This window comes from Chitinophaga sp. 01L420 (assembly GCF_056399985.1).
The window spans coordinates 60,166-78,326 of the sequence record NZ_JBFTSK010000005.1 but is presented as its reverse complement, the minus strand read 5'-3'; the positions used below and the strand labels follow the sequence as shown (position 1 = coordinate 78,326).

The window sequence follows — 18,161 nt, the reverse complement described above, 5'->3', positions numbered from 1 at the left end:
AAACGAATATTATTTTAAAAAGTGAAGGCCCGGATATTCCGGGCCTTCACTTTTTAACGGAGTGGCTTCTTTTAGACTTCCGATAATATCGTTTTTGAGCCGATTTTCAGTTCGTGCTTCACTCCTAATTTCAGTGCATAATTAGCTGCCTGGTGTCCGCTCGGAAAACCAAAGCAAACAGGGTATTCATACTCTTTAATCAGGTTGGTGATAATTTCATATTCTGTCTGACCAAAAGGAGTATCTGTTTCCTTGCCGTCCACGAAAGCTCCAACCACGAGTCCTGCCAGTTTATCCAGCCATCCGGCGCGTTTCAGGTTATACATCATGCGGTCGATGTTATACCGGTATTCGCCGATATCTTCCAGCAGCAGGATTTTTCCTTTGGTATTGATTTGGGAATCGGTACCCGAAAGATTAGCCAGCATAGATAAATTGCCACCCACCAGCACACCGGTGGTTCTTCCTTCCTGGTTCAGCGGATGCGCTGCGGCTGTATAGCGGTATGGCTTGCCTTTGAGAGCAGTAGCCAGACTATGTACATATTCGTTATCCACTGTTTCCGGAGTAATGCCGCTGCACATCATGGAATGCAGGGTAGCAATACCGAATTGGCGATGCACATGTGAGTGAAGGGTAGTGATATCACTATAACCGCATAACCACTTGGGTTCCTTGCGGAAGCGTGTAAAATCCAGCTTGTCGATGATGCACACCATACCATAACCACCACGGCCAAAAACAATGGCTTTTATTTCCGGATCATCCAGCATATCCTGTAGTTCTTCCAGTCTCAGTTCATCCGGTGCGGAGAAGTTATGAAAGCTGGTGCCCACAGTAATGCCGAGGTGCACGCGGTAGCCCCAGGAGTTGAGTACATCTCTTGCGTACTCCGCTGCCTGCAGGTCCATTTTGCTACTGGAGCAGGTAATTCCGATCAGATCACCTTTTTTCAAATATGGCGGAATTTTTACCATTGTACCTTTTGTTTACCTTTGCAGATTAGTTAGCGTAAATTCAATCTTTATTCGCTGACTAAGGTGATAAATTGTAATGGTGATTCCAAAAACAATCACCTGATTTAAAGTTTATTTAAGCATTCGTTAAGAGAATATGGCAAAATTTAATAGATATTTAATAACTGCGGCATTACCGTATGCCAATGGCCCGGTGCACATAGGACATCTTGCCGGCTGCTACCTGCCTGCAGATATTTATGTGCGTTATTTACGCTCCAAAAAGGCTGATGTAAAATTTGTTTGCGGAACTGATGAACATGGTGTACCTATCACCATCAAAGCGATGAAGGAAGGTGTAAGCCCGCAGGATGTAGTAGACAAATACCACAAAATCATAGGCGATAGCTTTGCCGCCATGGGCATCTCTTTCGACATATTTGCCCGTACCAGTGATCCTATTCATCATAAAACTTCCCAGGATTTTTTCCTGAAGATGTATAATGATGGACTGTTTGAAGAAAAAGAAAGTGAGCAATATTTCGATCCGGAAAAAGAAATGTTCCTGGCCGACAGATATATTGTGGGCACCTGCCCCAACTGCGGTAACGATAAAGCCTATGGCGATCAATGCGAACGCTGTGGCAGAACCCTGAGCCCGGATGAACTGATCAACCCTCACTCTGCTCTGAGCAATGCACCATTGGTGAAGAAAACCACCAAACACTGGTACATGCCGCTGCAGAACTATGAACCATGGTTGAAGGAATACATCATCGATGGTCATAAAGAGTGGAAAAACAACGTATACGGTCAGTGTAAAAGCTGGCTGGATAGTGGATTGCAAAGTCGCGCCATGACGCGTGACAGCAACTGGGGTATCAAAGTGCCATTACCAGATGCAGAAGGAAAAGTGCTGTACGTATGGTTTGATGCACCGATCGGTTATATTTCTGCTACCAAAGAACTCACCGACAACTGGGCGGACTACTGGTGTAAAGACGATACCAAACTGGTACATTTTATCGGTAAGGATAACATCGTATTCCACTGTATTATTTTCCCGGCCATGCTGAAAGCGCACGGTGGTTTTGTAGTACCGGATAATGTACCTGCCAACGAGTTCCTGAATATTGAAGGTGAAAAAGTATCCACTTCCCGTAACTGGGCGGTATGGGTAAATGATTATATCCAGGATTTCCCTGATCAGCAGGATGTACTGCGTTATGTACTCTGCGCCACTGCTCCTGAAACCAAGGATAATGACTTTACCTGGAAAGATTTCCAGGATAGGAATAACAGTGAACTGGTAGCCGTTTTCGGCAACTTTGTGAACAGGGCAATGGTATTGATGCATAAATTATGCGGAGGAAAAGTACCACCATTGCATGAGGAATTTATAGAAGATGCTGATCGTGATATCCTGAAAGAATTCGGACTGGCGAAAGAGAAGATAGAGAACAGTATAGAGAATTACCGCTTCCGGGAAGCGCTGTCTGAAGTTATTGAGTTTTCCCGCAAAGGAAATATATACCTGCAACAGAATGAACCATGGATACTGGCCACTGTACTTGAAAACCTGAAGAACGGAACATGGAGCGAAAAGCATCAGAAGTATGAAGGGAAAAGTGAGGAGTATTTACGTGCCCGTATAGACATCTGTTTGCATATTGCTTTGCAGATGACAGCCAACCTAGCCATCTTCTCGCATCCGTTCCTGCCTTTCACCTCCAGGAAGATCTGTCACATGCTGAAAGTAGTAGATCGTATGCTGGAATGGGACAACGCAGGTAGCCAAAAATTGGTAAACGTTGGTTACTCACTCCGCGAACCGGAACTGCTATTCAAAAAGATAGAAGACGACCAGGTTACTGCACAGGTACAGAAACTTCATGACGGCCTGAAACTGGCAATGGAAGCTGCCGCCGCTGCAGCTCCGGCAGTGGAAGAAGCGCCACCTGCTCCTGCCAAACCAGAAATCCAATATGATGATTTCGCCAAACTGGACCTGCGCGTAGGCACCATCTTACAAGCAGAAAAAGTAGCGAAAGCAGATAAATTATTAAAACTGCTGGTAGACATTGGTACTGAACAACGTACCGTCGTATCCGGCATCGCCATGCACTTTTCACCAGAAGAGATCATCGGCAAACAGGTAACACTGGTAGCCAACCTGGCCCCCCGCAAAATGCGCGGTATCGAAAGCCAGGGAATGATCCTCATGGCCGAAGATAACGGGAAGCTGATTTTTGTAAACCCCGCAGAAGCGGTAAAGCCAGGCAGTGGAGTAAACTGAAACAGCTTTTAGCCTTTAGCTGTTAGCTTTTAGATTAAAGCGGATAAAGAAAAATAGATTTAAGCGAGTAAAGCCGGTACAATTTGTATCGGCTTTGTTTTTATATTTATCATGTTTTTTTATATTCATTATGTAAATGTTAACCCATGAGAAACTTCAGGAACCTTATTATTTGGCAGAAATCATTTGATCTCTGTGTGAAAGTTTATGAGCTCACAAAATTATTTCCTTCAGAAGAGAAGTTTGGTTTAATAAGCCAGCTCAGGAGAGCTGCGGTTTCGGTCCCTAGTAATATCGCTGAGGGAGCCGCTATGTCTACAGATCTACATTATAATAAATTCCTGCAAACGGCCCTTGGTTCTTCTTTTGAAATGGAACCCCAACTGTTAATCTCTAGCCAAATTTACCCTTCCTTCCAAAAAAGTATTTCAGAAATCATCCTCCCCCTGCTGATTGAAGTCCAAAAAATGCTAAATTCAATGATCAGTAAACTGACAACCGCTGTAAGCTCCGCAAAAGACTAACTGCTAACAGCTAAAAGCTAAAAGCTATGACGAGACACATCAACAAAGTAGCCGTTTTAGGCTCGGGAGTAATGGGATCAAGGATTGCCTGTCATTTCGCAGGCATTGGCGTACAGGTTTTGCTGCTGGACATAGCGCCCAAAGAGCTGAATGACGCGGAAAAAAAGAAAAACCTCGCACTGGACCATCCCGCTGTGAAGAACCGGATTGTGAATGATGCCCTGCAAGCCGCCATTAAATCTAATCCATCACCTGTTTTTACCAAAGATGTGATCAAACGCATCAAAACAGGCAACTTCACAGATGATATGAAGCGCGTGGCAGATGTGGATTGGATCATTGAGGTAGTAGTGGAAAACCTGGATGTAAAGAAGATCGTATTTGAACAGGTGGAACAATTCCGTAAACCCGGTACCCTCATCACCTCCAACACTTCCGGCATCCCCATTCATCTGATGACAGAAGGCCGCAGTGCAGATTTTCAAAAACACTTCTGCGGTACCCACTTCTTCAACCCTCCCCGCTACCTCCGTTTACTTGAAATAATACCTACTCCACATACAGATCCCGCTATCATAGATTTCCTCATGCACTACGGTGACCTTTACCTCGGTAAAACCACCGTATTGTGTAAAGATACCCCGGCATTTATCGCCAACAGGGTAGGCGTGTTTTCTATCATGGCCATTTTCCACATCATGCAGGAAATGGGATTGGGAATTGATGAAATAGACGCCCTCACCGGACCGGTAATAGGACGACCTAAATCAGCCACCTTCCGTACCGCAGATGTGGTAGGGATAGATACCCTGGTGAAAGTAGCCAAGGGCGTAATGGATAACTGCCCGCAGGATGAAGCTATCGGCATATTTAAAATACCGGATTTCCTGCAGAAAGTAGTGGAAAACAACTGGCTGGGAGATAAAACAGGACAAGGCTTTTATAAGAAAACCAAAGGTGAAGGCGGCAGTAAGGAAATCCTTACCCTGAACCTGCAAACCATGGAATACGGGCCTAAGCAAAGAGCGAAGTTTGCCAGCATCGATGCCGCTAAACCAGTGGAAGACCTGAAGCAACGTATTAAAATACTGAACGCCGCCACAGATAAAGCAGGAGAGTTTTATAAACAATTCCATGCTTACCTGCTTTCTTATGTATCACACCGCATCCCGGAAATAGCTGATGATCTTTATAAAGTAGATGATGCCATGAAAGCCGGTTTTGGCTGGGAGATTGGTCCATTCGAAACCTGGGATCTGCTGGGCGTGGAAGCATCGGTAAAGTTGATAGAAGAAAAAGGATTAACAGTAGCCCAATGGGTGAAAGATATGCTGGGTAAGGGTATCAAAACCTTCTACAAAGTAGATAACGGCAAGAAATTTTACTATGATGTAGCCAGCCAGGCCTACAAAACCTTGCCTGGTGAAGGACAATTCATCATCCTGGAAAATTTCTCCAATAATGTTGTCTGGAAAAACAACGCCTGTAGCCTGATTGATCTCGGAGATGGCGTAGTTTGTTTCGACTGGAAAACAAAAATGAATACCATTGGCGGTGAAGTGCTGGAAGGATTGAATAAGGCGATAGACCGCGCGGAGAAAGACTTCCGCGGCCTGGTAGTCGGAAATGAAGGCACTAACTTTTCTGCCGGCGCCAATGTGGGCATGATCTTCATGCTGGCGGCAGAACAGGAATTTGATGAACTGGATATGGCGGTGCGCCTGTTCCAGCGCAGCACCATGCGTTTACGTTATTCCTCTATACCGGTGGTAGTAGCGCCGCATGCATTGACCCTGGGTGGTGGTTGCGAAATGTGTTTACATGCAGATAAAGTACAGGCAGCAGCCGAAACTTATATTGGACTGGTGGAACTGGGTGTAGGTCTGATTCCTGGCGGTGGTGGTACCAAAGAAATGACGCTCCGCGCCAGCCTGGAATACAAAGAAGGACGTATCGAGGAAGAACCACTGAAAGATTACTTCATGACCGTTGCTACCGCAAAAGTAGCTACCTCCGGTTTCGAAGGATTTGATATGGGTGTACTTCGCAAAGGACACGATGAAATAACCATGAATCTCAGCCGCCTCATTGCAGATGCGAAACGCAGTGTAATAGCGCTGGCCGATGAAGGATATACCCGTCCGGTAGAAAGAACAGATATCAAAGTAATGGGTCGTGGTGCACTGGGTGCCTTACTGGCAGGCGTTTACGCTATGAAGTTCGGTAACTATATTTCAGAGCACGACCAGAAAGTAGCTAATAAACTGGCATATGTCATGTGTGGAGGAGATCTCACAGAAGCTTCCTATGTAAGCGAACAATACCTGCTGGACCTGGAACGCGAAGCTTTCCTGAGTCTCTGCGGTGAACGCAAAACACTGGAGCGTTTACAGAGTGTTATCAAAACAGGCAAGCCTGTACGAAACTAAAAACTGTTATTTTAATTTATGGGAAATGTAGTGAAGATTAGCCATAAGATCATTCGCTGCATTTCCCTTTTTATTCTACACTTTTATACTATTTCCCGTGCCAATTCTATCCTTACAAAACATTTCCAAAAAATACGGAACAGTACAGGCCTTGTCGGGTGTTTCCTTTGAAGTGCCGACAGGCAGTGTGTTTGGTGTGCTGGGGCCTAACGGCAGCGGTAAAACCACCTTGCTGGGCATTGTGACCGATGTGCTCAAAGCCGATACCGGCAGTTTTACTTTATTTGATAAAACACCTACCGCCAGGGAACGTCGGCAGATAGGCACTTTGCTGGAAACGCCCAACTTCTATCATTATCTCAGCGGATATAAAAACCTGGAAATTTCCGCTGCGATCAAGCAGCGGGGAAAAGATGATATCGCCCGCGTACTGGAGATTTGCGGTCTTACCCAACGCCAGCATTCTGCATTTAAAACATATTCACTGGGTATGAAGCAACGGCTGGCCATTGCTGCTGTACTGTTGGGAGATCCGGAAGTATTGATCCTGGATGAACCTACCAATGGACTGGACCCTTCCGGTATTGCGGAGGTACGAAGCCTGGTGAGGAAGCTGGCGGATACTGGTAAAACCATTATCCTGGCCAGTCACCTGCTGGACGAGGTAGAGAAAGTATGTACACATGTGGCCATCATCAGGTCCGGAAAGTTACTGTTGTCCGGTGCCGTGAATGAGGTAATCAGCCGCAACGACTACGTGGAATTATCAGCCGCAGATAACAGTGCCTTGCGGACTGCGCTGCTGCAATATCCCGGTTGTACAGGTGCTGAAATTACCGGTGGCATTATAAAAGCATCCTTTACCGTTTCGCCCGATGCGGCGGCCATCAACGGCTACTGTGCCAAACAGGGTATCTGGCTGAATCACCTGCAACTCCGAAAGAAAAGTCTTGAAACTGCATTCCTGGAAATCACTAATATCCCTGCCTGATGAAACAAATTATATATACCGAATGGCTGAAAGTAAAGAACTACCGTACATTCTGGGTAATGCTGCTGTTGGCACTCATCGTTATTCCTGCCGGCAATTTCATGGTAGCCGATAAGTTCAGTGATCTGAACTTCAAACAGCTAGGTAAACTGATAGGAAATCCGTTCAGTTTCCCGAATGTATGGCTCACCATGGCATCTATGAACAGTTATATCTCCCTTTTATTCGGTTTGCTGCTGATCATCCTGGTTACCAATGAATATACTTACCGTACCAACAGGCAAAATGTGATTGATGGTTGGGAAAGAAAAGAATTTGTATATGCCAAATTATTCTGGCTGGTAGCCATTTCTTTGACTACCCTGGTGGTGGCTACTGTAAGCAGCATGCTGATAGGGATGATCTATGGTGATACGCCCTTTACTTTTGAAGGATATGAGTATATGCTGTATTACTTCCTGCAGCTCAATGTGATGCTGACCATTGCGCTGTTGATAGGGGTGCTGGTAAAGCGTGCCGGACTGGGGATCGTGCTGTTTATTGCATATAATATGATGCTGGACCAGTTGTTATCTTTTTTCGTTAAAAGATATGTAGGTCCTGTTGGAGGGCTGTTACCCCTGCAGAGCGGTGACGAACTCCTGCCTTTTCCATTGCTTGGGAAAGTAATGCCTTATGTATTCCAGTATGATACCTATGTGTATGTAGCCGCTATGATCGGTTATATCGCGTTAGGCATCTACCTGGTTTTCAGGAAAGTATTAAAATCCGATCTGTAGAAATATCCATATATTTCACATTCTTTTAAAGCGAAATGTTTAACAGAGAGCTTAAATTTGTTGTGCAAAGCAAAAATGTGAATTATGGCTACAAAGGAACGTGTAATATTGGTAACGAATGATGATGGAATCACTGCGCCAGGAATACGTGCGTTGATAGAGGCGGTGAAGCCGTTGGGAAAAGTGGTGGTAGTAGCGCCAGATAGTCCGCAGTCGGGCAAAGGGCATGCGATTACCATTGGTACTCCTTTGCGTTTGAACCAGGTAGATATTTTTGAAGGCATAGAAGCATGGCAATGCTCCGGTACACCGGTAGATTGTGTGAAGCTGGCCCGCGATAAAATCCTGCACGGCAAGCCGGATATTTGTGTGAGCGGTATTAACCATGGGGCCAATCATTCGATCAACGTTATTTATTCCGGAACGATGTCGGCCGCTATGGAAGCAGCTATTGAAGGTATTCCTTCTGTAGGCTTTTCCTTCCTGGAATATAGCTATGATGCAGATTTTACCTTACCAAAGAAAGTAGCTTACCAGGTGACCAAGCGTATGCTGGAATCTGATTTACCGCCGGGCACCTTGTTTAATGTGAACATCCCGATTGTGAGCGAACAGGAATTTAAAGGGTTGAAAATCAGCCGGCAGGCAGACGCTAAATGGGTAGAGGAGTTTGATGAACGCCGTGATCCGCATGGAAAAAAATACTATTGGTTAACCGGTGAATTTAAGAACCGCGATACCGGAGAAGATACAGATGTATGGGCACTGGATAATAATTACGCATCTATTGTGCCGGTACAGTTTGACCTGACTAATTATTCGTTAAAAAAGAAGCTGGAAGCGGATTGGAAAGACCTGTGATAATGCAAAAAGCAGAAAGCAAAAAGTTAAAAGCAAGTGCTTTCCGGCAAGTGATAAACTAAAAGCTAAGAGCTAACAGCTAAATGCTATCATCAGTATGTTTAAAAAAGACAATCTTCCATTTGGGATTTTACTGGGGTTTTTAACTCCCCTGGCCGCGTTTTTCCTGTACTATTTTTTTGTGATCAGGTTACAGCATAGTGACGTGGGGCTGGGACAATTTCTGGGCATCTTAAAAGATAACCGGCAGATGATTCCCAAGCTCACCAGCATTTGCCTGTTGCTGAACGGGCTGGTATTTTTCCTGTATACAAGAAAGCGGCTGGACATTACCGCCAAAGGTATTTTCCTGATGACCATGCTGTATGCGATCGGCATTTTATTGCTTAAACTGATCAGATAATTTTTAATCTACACGAATTTGAAATATTACATTATTGCAGGAGAGGCGTCAGGTGATTTGCATGGCAGTAATCTTGTAAAACAATTAAGGCAGCTGGATACGTCTGCGGATATACGCAGTTGGGGTGGTGATTTGATGGAAGCTGCCGGAGCCCATGTGGTAAAGCATTACAAAGAATTGGCTTTTATGGGTTTCGTGGAAGTAGTAATGAATCTCCGTACCATTTTGCGTAATATAGATATCTGTAAAAAAGATATTGGGGCATTCAAACCCGATGTGTTGGTGCTGGTAGATTACCCTGGTTTTAACATGCGCATCGCAGAGTGGGGTAAGCAACAAGGTTTTAAAATTGTCTATTATATTTCTCCGCAGGTATGGGCCTGGAAAGAAAACCGTGTAAAGAAGCTGAAACAGAGCGTAGACAAAATGCTATGTATTCTTCCTTTTGAAAAAGCCTTTTATCACAAATGGAATTATGAAGTAGAATATGTGGGACATCCTTTGGTGGAAGTAATTAAAGCTGCCAAAGAACAGCCTGCCGATGCGCCATTGTCTGATAAGCCGGTGATTGCCGTATTACCTGGCAGCCGTAAACAGGAAGTGAGTGTGAAATTACCTATCATGCTCACCATGGCGAAACATTTTCCGGACTACCAGTTTGTAGTGGCACAGGCGCCAAGTCTGGATGATCATTTCCTGGAAGCCCTGACCGGAGAACATCCTAATGTGTCAATGGTAAAAGGGCAAACGTATAATTTACTGCGTCAGGCGAAAGCAGCCCTGGTAACCTCCGGCACGGCCACACTGGAAACGGCTTTGTTTGGCGTACCTGAAGTAGTGTGTTATAAAGGAAACCCCATTTCCTATTTCTTCGCAAAACGTCTGATCAAAGTAAAATACATCTCCCTGGTAAACCTGGTGATGGATAAGCTGGTGGTGAAAGAACTCATTCAGCATGACCTCACCGAAGAAAACTTACTGAGGGAACTAACTGCTTTACTGAAAGATGAAGCCGCCAGAAGCCGCGTCATGAAAGATTACGCAGAACTATGGCATAAGCTGGGAGAAAAGGATGCTTCCCGCCGCGCTGCCGAAGTGATCTATGAATATGCCATCGCTTAATGTCTCCTGATTAGCTTGATGATCATAATAATGATCGCTACTAAAAAAAGTAATAACGATATTCTGTTCATCCCATGCATCATTGCCACGTAGCGTGTTTTTGGTGCATTGGGATCCTTTTTGCCTATATAGAGATACCTCAATATTTGTTGCCAGATACTTTTCATTTCTCAAAGATCGTAAATCAGTACTATTTTTGGTTCTTCTGAAAAATAAGAATCATGAAATATATACTGTTAACTGCTTGTTTGTTTTTAACCATTTTAACCAACTTAGCAGCGCAGGACAACGCGAACAATCCAATGGCATCTGGCTGGGAATTTTCCCGTGCAGATGAAGGCATCTGGCGGCTAGCCACCGTGCCAGGCACCGTACATACCGATTTGCTGGCATTGAAATTAATTCCCGATCCTTTTGCGGGAACCAATGAAAAGGCCGTGCAGTGGGTGGATAAGAAGGACTGGCAATACCGCAAAAAGTGGAAGCTGAAAAAAGCGGACCTGAACTTTGATGTGGTGGAACTGGAATTCAAAGGGTTGGATACTTATGCAGATGTATACCTCAACAACCATTTGATATTACAGTCTGCCAACATGTTTGTATCACATATTGTGAATGTGAAAGAATGGCTGGTAGCGGGTGATAACGAATTACGCATCCTGTTTAAAAGTCCGGTTAAAACGGACATGCCCAAATTTTTACAGGACAGTATTATCTATCCGGCTGGTAATGATGCCAGCGATATTCCATTAAGCATATATGCCCGTAAAGCGCCCTACCATTATGGATGGGATTGGGGACCGCGCCTGGTTACTTCCGGTATCTGGCGTCCGGTATACCTGCGTAGCTGGAACAAGGCAACGATTCGTGATGTATACTGGCAACAGGTAAAGCTGGATTCCGCACAGGCAGATATGCAGGCGGAAGTAACCATAGAAGTCGCTGCGGCAGGTGAGTACACGCTGCAGTTGCAGGGGAAAAATTCGCATGGATTACTGCCTGAGCTGGCAAAGAAGCCGGTTAGCCTGCAGGCGGGTATCAATGTACTAAAGGTGCCATTCGTTATTAATAAGCCCGTTCTGTGGTGGCCCGCCGGCGTGGGAGATCCTTTCCTGTATGAGCTGCAGGCCAACTTACAAAGCAGTAAGAAAACAATCGCCACCAGTAAAAACAGCGTGGGACTGCGTACGATTGAAGTAGTGAATAAACCCGATAGCCTGGGAGAATCATTTTATGTGAAAGTGAACGGGCGCCCGGTATTCATGAAAGGCGCCAATTATATTCCACAGGATAACTTTCTGCCAAGGGTAACGGAAGCGAAACAGCGCAAACTGTTCCAGGACATGGTGGAGTCCAACTTTAACATGGTGCGTGTTTGGGGTGGTGGCATTTATGAAGATGACATCTTTTATCAACTGGCAGATCAGAAGGGGATACTGGTGTGGCAGGACTTTATGTTTGCTTGTACCCTCTATCCCTCCGATCCGGCTTTCCTGGAAAGTGTGCAACAGGAAGCAGCAGACAATATCAGGCGCCTGCGCAATCACGCTGCCCTGGCCTTGTGGTGTGGGAACAATGAAGTAGGCGTGGCGATTAAAAACTGGGGCTGGGAAAGCGGTTACGCCTATACGAATACGCAGTGGCAAAGCCTGTTGAAAGGGTATGATAAATTATTTAAAGAGATATTACCGCAGCAGGTGGCTGCTTATCAGCCGGGTGCCTTTTACTTTCATTCTTCCCCTATCAGCAACTGGGGCAGGGTGGAGGATTTTACCAAAGGCGATAACCACTACTGGGGTGTATGGCATGGCATGGAATGGTTTGAAGCTTTCAATACACATATTCCCCGCTTTATGAGTGAATATGGTTTCCAGTCCTTCCCATCTATGGAAACCATTCGCACGTTTGCTACAAAAGACGACTACGATATTTTTTCCAATGTGATGCAATCGCATCAGAAGAGCCCTGCTAAAGGGAATACTGCCATTAAAACCTATATGTTGCATTATTACCGGGAGCCAAAAGACTTCCCGTCTTTTGTATATCTGAGTCAGGTATTACAGGCAGAAGGCATGAAAATGGCCATAGAAGCGCACCGTAGGGCAATGCCTTATTGTATGGGCACCCTTTACTGGCAGTTGACTGATTGCTGGCCGGGTGCTTCCTGGTCGGGCCGTGAGTATAGTGGGCGCTGGAAAGCCCTGCAGTATTATGTAAAAGAGGCCTTTAAGCCCTGCCTGATATCCAATGTTATTGAAAAAGGGCAATTGGCTACTTATATTGTTACTGATGAATACCGGGGAGCAGTCAGCCTGTTGATGACCGCAATGGATCTAAGTGGTAAAGTTATCTGGAAGGACGAATTGAAGGATATAAGATTAAATAGTAATACCAGCGCAAAGGTACATGCGATCGATACCGCCGCTATTTTGAAGGGGAAAAGCCCAACAACGATAATATTCTATACACAACTGCGAATAGACAGTAAGGATATGGAGCGGAATATCTTTTACTTTGCTACTGCGAAGGAGATGAATCTCGAAACACCACATCTGGAGGTAGTGACCAGCAAAGCAGGTAATGACAAGGAGGCCGTTTATATCCGTCTGAAGACAGATAAGCTGGCCAGGAACATTTGCCTGTCGCTGGACAATGCGCTGGCGTCGGAACATTTTGAAGAAAACTATTTCGATCTGTTGCCCGGAGAAACCCGGACGATCAGGTTGCAAACAAMGCAATTGCCTGAAATAATTCAACAGGCATTGAAGATAACCACTTTAGAATCGTCTTATAAACATTGACAATGAAAAAATTCTGGATTGTATTAGGCTGTGCATGGATGGCCATCAATGTCTGCAAAGCACAAAGCGAAGAGCATCCCTATGTACCTGAAACAGATCAGGCAGTTCTACAAAAGCTGGATGAATGGCAGGACTGGAAGTTTGGGATGATCATGCACTGGGGGCCTTACTCCCAATGGGGTGCTGTGGAATCCTGGAGCATTTGCCCGGAAGATGAAGGCTGGACGCAGCGTAAGCCGGCAGGTGTTCCCTATTATGACTACCTGAAAAAGTATGAAGCACTGGGAAAATCATTTAACCCGGTGAACTTTAACCCCGAAAAATGGGCTAAAGCAGCAAAGGATGCCGGTATGAAGTACCTGGTATTTACCACCAAACACCATGATGGTTTCTGTATGTTTGATACCAAACAAACAGATTATAAGATAACCGCTGCAGACGGCGCTTTCAGCAAAAATCCACGTGCTAATGTGGCGAAGGAAGTCTTCCAGGCTTTCCGGCAGGAAGGTATTCACGCAGGCGCTTATTTCTCCAAGCCCGATTGGCACACCGAATACTACTGGTGGAGCTATTTCCCGCCTAAGGATAGAAATGTGAATTATGACATAAAGAAATATCCGGAAAAATGGGACAAGTTCAAGCAGTTTACCTACAACCAGATTGAAGAACTGATGACAGGCTACGGAAAACTGGACATCCTTTGGTTGGATGGCGGTTGGGTACGTCCATTGAAACAGCAGACCAAAGAATCACTTTCCTGGAGTCAAACGGCTCCACAGGACCAGGATATAGACATGGGCAAAATTACTACCATGGCCCGCAGCCATCAGCCCGGACTGATTGTGGTGGATCGCACTGTGCATGGTCCGTATGAAAATTACCGTACCCCTGAACAGGAAATTCCTGCAAAGCCACTGAGCTATCCGTGGGAAACCTGTATGACTATGGGCAGCTCCTGGTCGTATGCACCGGACGATAAGTATAAATCAGTGAATACGCTGATCCACAACCTGGTGGACATTGTAGCAAAAGGTGGTAACTACTTGCTGAATGTGGCTCCTGGTCCTGATGGTGAATTACACGAGGCAGCTTATACTACCATGAAAAATATCGGAGCCTGGATGCACGTCAATGGAGATGCTATTTATGGCACCCGTGCAGTAGCGCCTTACAAAGATGGTAAAGTATGTTTCACCCGTAAAAAAGATGGTAGCGTGTATGCGATCTATCTGTTGGATGAAAATGAAAAATTACCGGCTGTAATTACCTTTAAAGGATTGACGCCTGCTAAAGGAACGCGCTTACAGTTACTGGGAACTACCAATAAGCTGGTGTGGAAAACTACTGCTGCCGGAGTAGCCGTTCAGGTGCCTGAATCTATTCGCCAGAAAGGGTTTCAGCATGCCGTTGCTATAAAAATAGCAAATGTGGAAAAGCTGTGAATTGATGTGAATTAGTGTTGATAAATAAAAAAAAGAGATGGTCGCTTACCCGCGGCCATCTCTTTTTTGTTTTATAGACGGAGCGTAAAACTCATCCTGCTTTTTAGCCGATGAGTGCAGGTAACAAAACGCTTCCCGGCAAATTAAACTTCGGAAAAGAAGTAGCTGCTGAAAGCAAAGTCCGTTTGTTAGTAACAAATGGGGAGTTCACAATCGGGAATATCACAAATGGTAGCTTTATGAACAGAAACCCAAGAGTCTTACTTGTTGAAGATGATAAAGCCTTTGGCGGCATAGTAAAACAGCACCTGGAACAGGCTGGCTATAATGTAGAACACTGTTACGATGGCGTGGATGCCTGGAATCTTTATGTCAGGAACCGCTATGATATTTGCCTGATCGACATCGTTATTCCAAAAATGAACGGATTTGAACTGGCCAAAGAAATCCGTAACAGCACCATGCTGACCCCCATTTTTTTCCTGTCGTCCGAAAGAACCCAGCCAGAAGACCGCATTAGTGGCTTTCAACTGGGCGGAGATGGCTACATGATAAAACCCTTCAGTTTTGAAGAACTGGTAAAAAGGATCAAGGTGATCCTGAAATGGACCCGTCCGAACAGAACAGAGTTGCTGATCGGACATAATCTGGGCACCTACACCTACCATTACCGGAAGCTGAAAATTTATGAAACAGAAAGTAAACTGGTAAAAAGTAAGCTGTCGCCCATCGAAGCGAAGATGCTGCGGTATTTCCTGAGCCGGCCTAATATCATTGTGCAGAAAGATGAAGTACTGCTAAGGGTGTGGGGAAAAGAAGATTTTTATGCCAGTCGCAGTATGGACGTGTTTATTGGCCGCATCCGGAAACAGTTGAAACTGGAACCACGTGTAGAACTGGAAACAGTTTATAACGTTGGCCTGCGGCTGAATGTGCCCGAAACATTACTGCCTGTTAAAATATGTGTTCCACTTACGTGACCTGCGAGTCATACAACTAACCTAAAACAATCATCGTTCCTGCCCTTTTCTGGTGTCATAGCCGGGAAAGGGCAGGACATTTATACCAAACCCCGCTTTTTCGCTCCCCGCTTTTCTTTCAGATTATATTAAATCGTAACTTTATTCCAATGGAAACAGTGGTAGTACAAAAATATAATTTAGACGAAGAGCAGGAAAAGAAAGAGATCGTTCGGCATTACCGTGCTTTATTAAGGGCATTAAAACCCCGTTTGAAAAAAGGCGACAGGGAGCTGGTACGTACTGCTTTTGAAATGGCAGCTGATGCACATAAGGAAATGCGGCGCAAATCCGGGGAACCTTATATTCTGCATCCGCTGGCGGTAGCGCAGATTTGTGTGGAAGAGATAGGGCTGGGCGTACGCTCCGCCATCTGTGCATTGCTACATGATACCGTGGAAGATACGGAAGTAACCCTGGAAGATGTTGCCCGCGAATTTGGTAACGAAATTGCGCACATCGTTGACGGTCTGACAAAAATATCTACTGTCATCGATTCCAGCACCAGTACCGCACAGGCAGAAAATTTCAAGAAAATATTACTGACCCTGGCAGATGATCCCAGGGTAATACTGATCAAACTGGCCGACCGCTTGCATAACATGCGTACCCTCGACAGTATGAGCAGGGAAAAACAGCTGAAGATCGCTTCTGAAACAGTGTTTATTTATGCGCCGCTGGCGCACCGCCTTGGATTATACAATATTAAATCCGAGATGGAAGACCTGGCCATGAAATATACCGAGCAGCAAACCTACCGGGAAATAGCCAGGCGCCTCAAGGAAACCAAACGTGAGCGTACCCGCTATATTAACGAGTTTATCAAGCCTATCAAAGAGGTGCTGCAGGAAGAAGGGTTCCAGTTCGAGATATATGGCCGCCCGAAATCGATCCATTCTATTCATAATAAAATCAAAACCAAAGGCGTAGCCTTTGAAGAAGTATACGATCTTTTTGCTATCCGTATTATCCTGGACTCCGCACTGGACAAGGAAAAGGCAGATTGCTGGAAAGTATATTCCATCATTACAGACTTTTATCACCCCAGCCCGGAGAGGACGCGTGACTGGCTCAGTAACCCCAAATCCAACGGGTATGAGGCTTTACACGTAACAGTGATGGGGCCTAATGGTAAATGGGTGGAAGTACAGATCCGCTCCAAACGCATGAATGATTATGCGGAAAAAGGTGTGGCAGCGCACTGGCGCTATAAGGAAGGTAGTGGGGCTTCTCCACAGCAGGAATCAAAATTTGATCAGTGGTTTACCCAGATCCGGGAAATACTGAACAACCCGGATTCCAATACACTGGACTTCCTGGCCGATTTCAAGAGCAACCTGTTCACAGAAGAAATCTATGTTTATACTCCCAAAGGGGACTTGAAAATATTGCCGGTAAACTCTACTGCACTTGATTTTGCTTATTCTATCCACAGTGCAGTGGGTAATAAATGTATTGGCGCCAAAGTGAATTATAAGTTGGTGCCGCTGAGCCATAAACTACGCAGTGGTGACCAGGTAGAGATTATTACCTCCAATAAACAAAAGCCTTCGGAAGACTGGCTGAATTTTGTGCTGACAGCCAAAGCCAAATCCAAGATCAAGGATGCGCTGAAGGAAGAAAAGCGTAAAGTGGCTATGGATGGGAAAGCGGCGTTGGAGCGTAAGCTGTCTCACATGAATATTTCTATTAACCAGCATAACATCAATGAACTGGTTCAGTTCTATAAACAACCTTCCCCGCTGGACCTGTACTACCAGGTAGCTGTCAAGAATATTGACCTGAAGGAGCTGAAGCAGTTTAATGTACTGGGCGATAAACTGGAACCCCCAAAACCGGTGAAGGTGCCGGATCATGTGCCGGAAGAGCATATCAAGCATCAGTTACCTTCCAAAAAAGATGCGGAACTGATTATTTTCGGAGAAAGCTCAGATAAGATTGCCTATAAACTGGCCAACTGTTGCCGTCCTATTCCCGGAGATGATGTATTTGGCTTTATTACAGCCAGTGAAGGACTGAAAATACATCGTACCAACTGCCCCAATGCCGCACAGTTATTGGCTAATTATGGCCATAGGGTGGTAAAAACCAAGTGGGTGAAGAACCGCGAGATTTCTTTCCTGACTGGTTTGCGCATTATTGGTATGGATGATGTGGGAGTTATTCACAAGATTACCAATATCATCTCAGGTGAATTGAAGATTAATATTTCTGCTCTTAGTATTGAGTCAAAAGAAGGCTTATTTGAGGGTTTGATTAAAGTATATGTGCACGACAAGGAGGAGCTGGATGAACTCGTAGAAAGGCTTAAAAAGCTTGAAGGAATTCAATCTATACAACGTCTGGAAGAATCCTGATGAAGCTTTTAGCTTTTAGCAGTTAGCTTTTAGTAAATGCAGCGAAGATTAACATAACTTCGTCTTCGCTGCATTTACTAAAAGCTAAAAGCTAATGGCTAACAGCTGTTAAAAGCTGACAAAATTTGTATTTGTTAATATTCGCCTTAATTTTGCGACTTCTTTTAAAGCAACAACCTCC

Annotated in this window: 14 protein-coding genes; 12 read left to right on the top strand and 2 right to left on the bottom strand. The window is 45.0% G+C overall.

What is annotated here, in order from left to right:
• Positions 1 to 71 precede the first annotated feature (71 nt).
• Positions 72 to 956, bottom strand: a complete 885-nt coding sequence (locus tag AC1DP6_RS06745) for a S66 peptidase family protein (RefSeq protein WP_477054134.1) — start codon at positions 954 to 956, stop codon at positions 72 to 74.
• A gap of 157 nt (positions 957 to 1,113) precedes the next feature.
• Between AC1DP6_RS06745 and metG the strand changes: the two genes are divergently transcribed.
• The 8 genes from metG (at position 1,114) to lpxB (ending at position 10,361) form a co-directional block, all read left to right on the top strand.
• Positions 1,114 to 3,252 carry a methionine--tRNA ligase gene (metG, locus tag AC1DP6_RS06740; RefSeq protein WP_477054133.1) on the top strand — a complete coding sequence of 713 codons (2,139 nt, stop codon included), beginning with the start codon at positions 1,114 to 1,116 and terminating at the stop codon, positions 3,250 to 3,252.
• Between the two features lie 146 nt (positions 3,253 to 3,398).
• Positions 3,399 to 3,776 carry a four helix bundle protein gene (locus tag AC1DP6_RS06735; protein WP_477054132.1) on the top strand — a complete coding sequence of 126 codons (378 nt, stop codon included), beginning with the start codon at positions 3,399 to 3,401 and terminating at the stop codon, positions 3,774 to 3,776.
• 26 nt (positions 3,777 to 3,802) lie between these two features.
• On the top strand, positions 3,803 to 6,205 hold the full coding sequence (locus AC1DP6_RS06730; protein ID WP_477054131.1) for a 3-hydroxyacyl-CoA dehydrogenase/enoyl-CoA hydratase family protein: 2,403 nt from the start codon (positions 3,803 to 3,805) through the stop codon (positions 6,203 to 6,205).
• Between the two features lie 97 nt (positions 6,206 to 6,302).
• Entirely contained in the window at positions 6,303 to 7,196 is an 894-nt protein-coding gene (locus tag AC1DP6_RS06725) for an ABC transporter ATP-binding protein (RefSeq protein WP_441573564.1), read from the top strand.
• Positions 7,196 to 7,975 (top strand): ABC transporter permease, encoded by a 780-nt coding sequence (locus AC1DP6_RS06720; RefSeq protein WP_477054130.1) that lies wholly within the window; start codon positions 7,196 to 7,198, stop codon positions 7,973 to 7,975. Before AC1DP6_RS06725 ends, AC1DP6_RS06720 begins: the two co-directional genes overlap by 1 nt.
• Positions 7,976 to 8,059: 84 nt before the next feature.
• Positions 8,060 to 8,836 (top strand): 5'/3'-nucleotidase SurE, encoded by a 777-nt coding sequence (gene surE / locus AC1DP6_RS06715; RefSeq protein ID WP_477054129.1) that lies wholly within the window; start codon positions 8,060 to 8,062, stop codon positions 8,834 to 8,836.
• A 97-nt stretch (positions 8,837 to 8,933) separates the two neighbouring features.
• The gene (locus AC1DP6_RS06710; RefSeq protein WP_477054128.1) at positions 8,934 to 9,239 is read left to right on the top strand and encodes a hypothetical protein; all 306 of its coding nucleotides are present in this window, start codon (positions 8,934 to 8,936) and stop codon (positions 9,237 to 9,239) included.
• A gap of 18 nt (positions 9,240 to 9,257) precedes the next feature.
• A complete protein-coding gene (gene lpxB, locus AC1DP6_RS06705) occupies positions 9,258 to 10,361 on the top strand; it encodes a lipid-A-disaccharide synthase (RefSeq protein ID WP_477054127.1) in 1,104 nt (367 codons plus the stop codon).
• On the opposite strand, the gene AC1DP6_RS06700 is transcribed toward lpxB, so the two are convergent.
• Positions 10,358 to 10,528, bottom strand: a complete 171-nt coding sequence (locus AC1DP6_RS06700; RefSeq protein WP_441573569.1) for a DUF6728 family protein — start codon at positions 10,526 to 10,528, stop codon at positions 10,358 to 10,360. The two genes, lpxB and AC1DP6_RS06700, sit on opposite strands and share 4 nt — an antisense overlap.
• 54 nt (positions 10,529 to 10,582) lie before the next feature.
• Between AC1DP6_RS06700 and AC1DP6_RS06695 the strand changes: the two genes are divergently transcribed.
• The 4 genes from AC1DP6_RS06695 (at position 10,583) to AC1DP6_RS06680 (ending at position 17,980) form a co-directional block, all read left to right on the top strand.
• Complete coding sequence (locus AC1DP6_RS06695; protein WP_477054126.1) at positions 10,583 to 13,162, top strand: beta-mannosidase; 2,580 nt, start codon at positions 10,583 to 10,585, stop codon at positions 13,160 to 13,162.
• A 2-nt stretch (positions 13,163 to 13,164) separates the two neighbouring features.
• Complete coding sequence (locus tag AC1DP6_RS06690) at positions 13,165 to 14,604, top strand: alpha-L-fucosidase (protein ID WP_477054125.1); 1,440 nt, start codon at positions 13,165 to 13,167, stop codon at positions 14,602 to 14,604.
• A 239-nt stretch (positions 14,605 to 14,843) separates the two neighbouring features.
• Positions 14,844 to 15,584, top strand: a complete 741-nt coding sequence (locus AC1DP6_RS06685; protein WP_441573572.1) for a response regulator transcription factor — start codon at positions 14,844 to 14,846, stop codon at positions 15,582 to 15,584.
• A 149-nt stretch (positions 15,585 to 15,733) separates the two neighbouring features.
• Positions 15,734 to 17,980 carry a RelA/SpoT family protein gene (locus AC1DP6_RS06680; protein ID WP_477054124.1) on the top strand — a complete coding sequence of 749 codons (2,247 nt, stop codon included), beginning with the start codon at positions 15,734 to 15,736 and terminating at the stop codon, positions 17,978 to 17,980.
• The last annotated feature ends 181 nt before the right edge of the window (positions 17,981 to 18,161 follow it).

What these genes read in the sequence shown, in the direction of transcription:
- metG (WP_477054133.1), top strand. Translation starts at nt 1,114, where the DNA reads ATGGCAAAATTTAATAGATATTTAATAACTGCGGCATTACCGTATGCC.
- AC1DP6_RS06735 (WP_477054132.1), top strand. Translation starts at nt 3,399, where the DNA reads ATGAGAAACTTCAGGAACCTTATTATTTGGCAGAAATCATTTGATCTC.
- AC1DP6_RS06730 (WP_477054131.1), top strand. Translation starts at nt 3,803, where the DNA reads ATGACGAGACACATCAACAAAGTAGCCGTTTTAGGCTCGGGAGTAATG.
- AC1DP6_RS06720 (WP_477054130.1), top strand. Translation starts at nt 7,196, where the DNA reads ATGAAACAAATTATATATACCGAATGGCTGAAAGTAAAGAACTACCGT.
- surE (WP_477054129.1), top strand. Translation starts at nt 8,060, where the DNA reads ATGGCTACAAAGGAACGTGTAATATTGGTAACGAATGATGATGGAATC.
- AC1DP6_RS06710 (WP_477054128.1), top strand. Translation starts at nt 8,934, where the DNA reads ATGTTTAAAAAAGACAATCTTCCATTTGGGATTTTACTGGGGTTTTTA.
- AC1DP6_RS06700 (WP_441573569.1), bottom strand. Translation starts at nt 10,528, where the DNA reads ATGAAAAGTATCTGGCAACAAATATTGAGGTATCTCTATATAGGCAAA.
- AC1DP6_RS06690 (WP_477054125.1), top strand. Translation starts at nt 13,165, where the DNA reads ATGAAAAAATTCTGGATTGTATTAGGCTGTGCATGGATGGCCATCAAT.
- AC1DP6_RS06685 (WP_441573572.1), top strand. Translation starts at nt 14,844, where the DNA reads ATGAACAGAAACCCAAGAGTCTTACTTGTTGAAGATGATAAAGCCTTT.
- AC1DP6_RS06680 (WP_477054124.1), top strand. Translation starts at nt 15,734, where the DNA reads ATGGAAACAGTGGTAGTACAAAAATATAATTTAGACGAAGAGCAGGAA.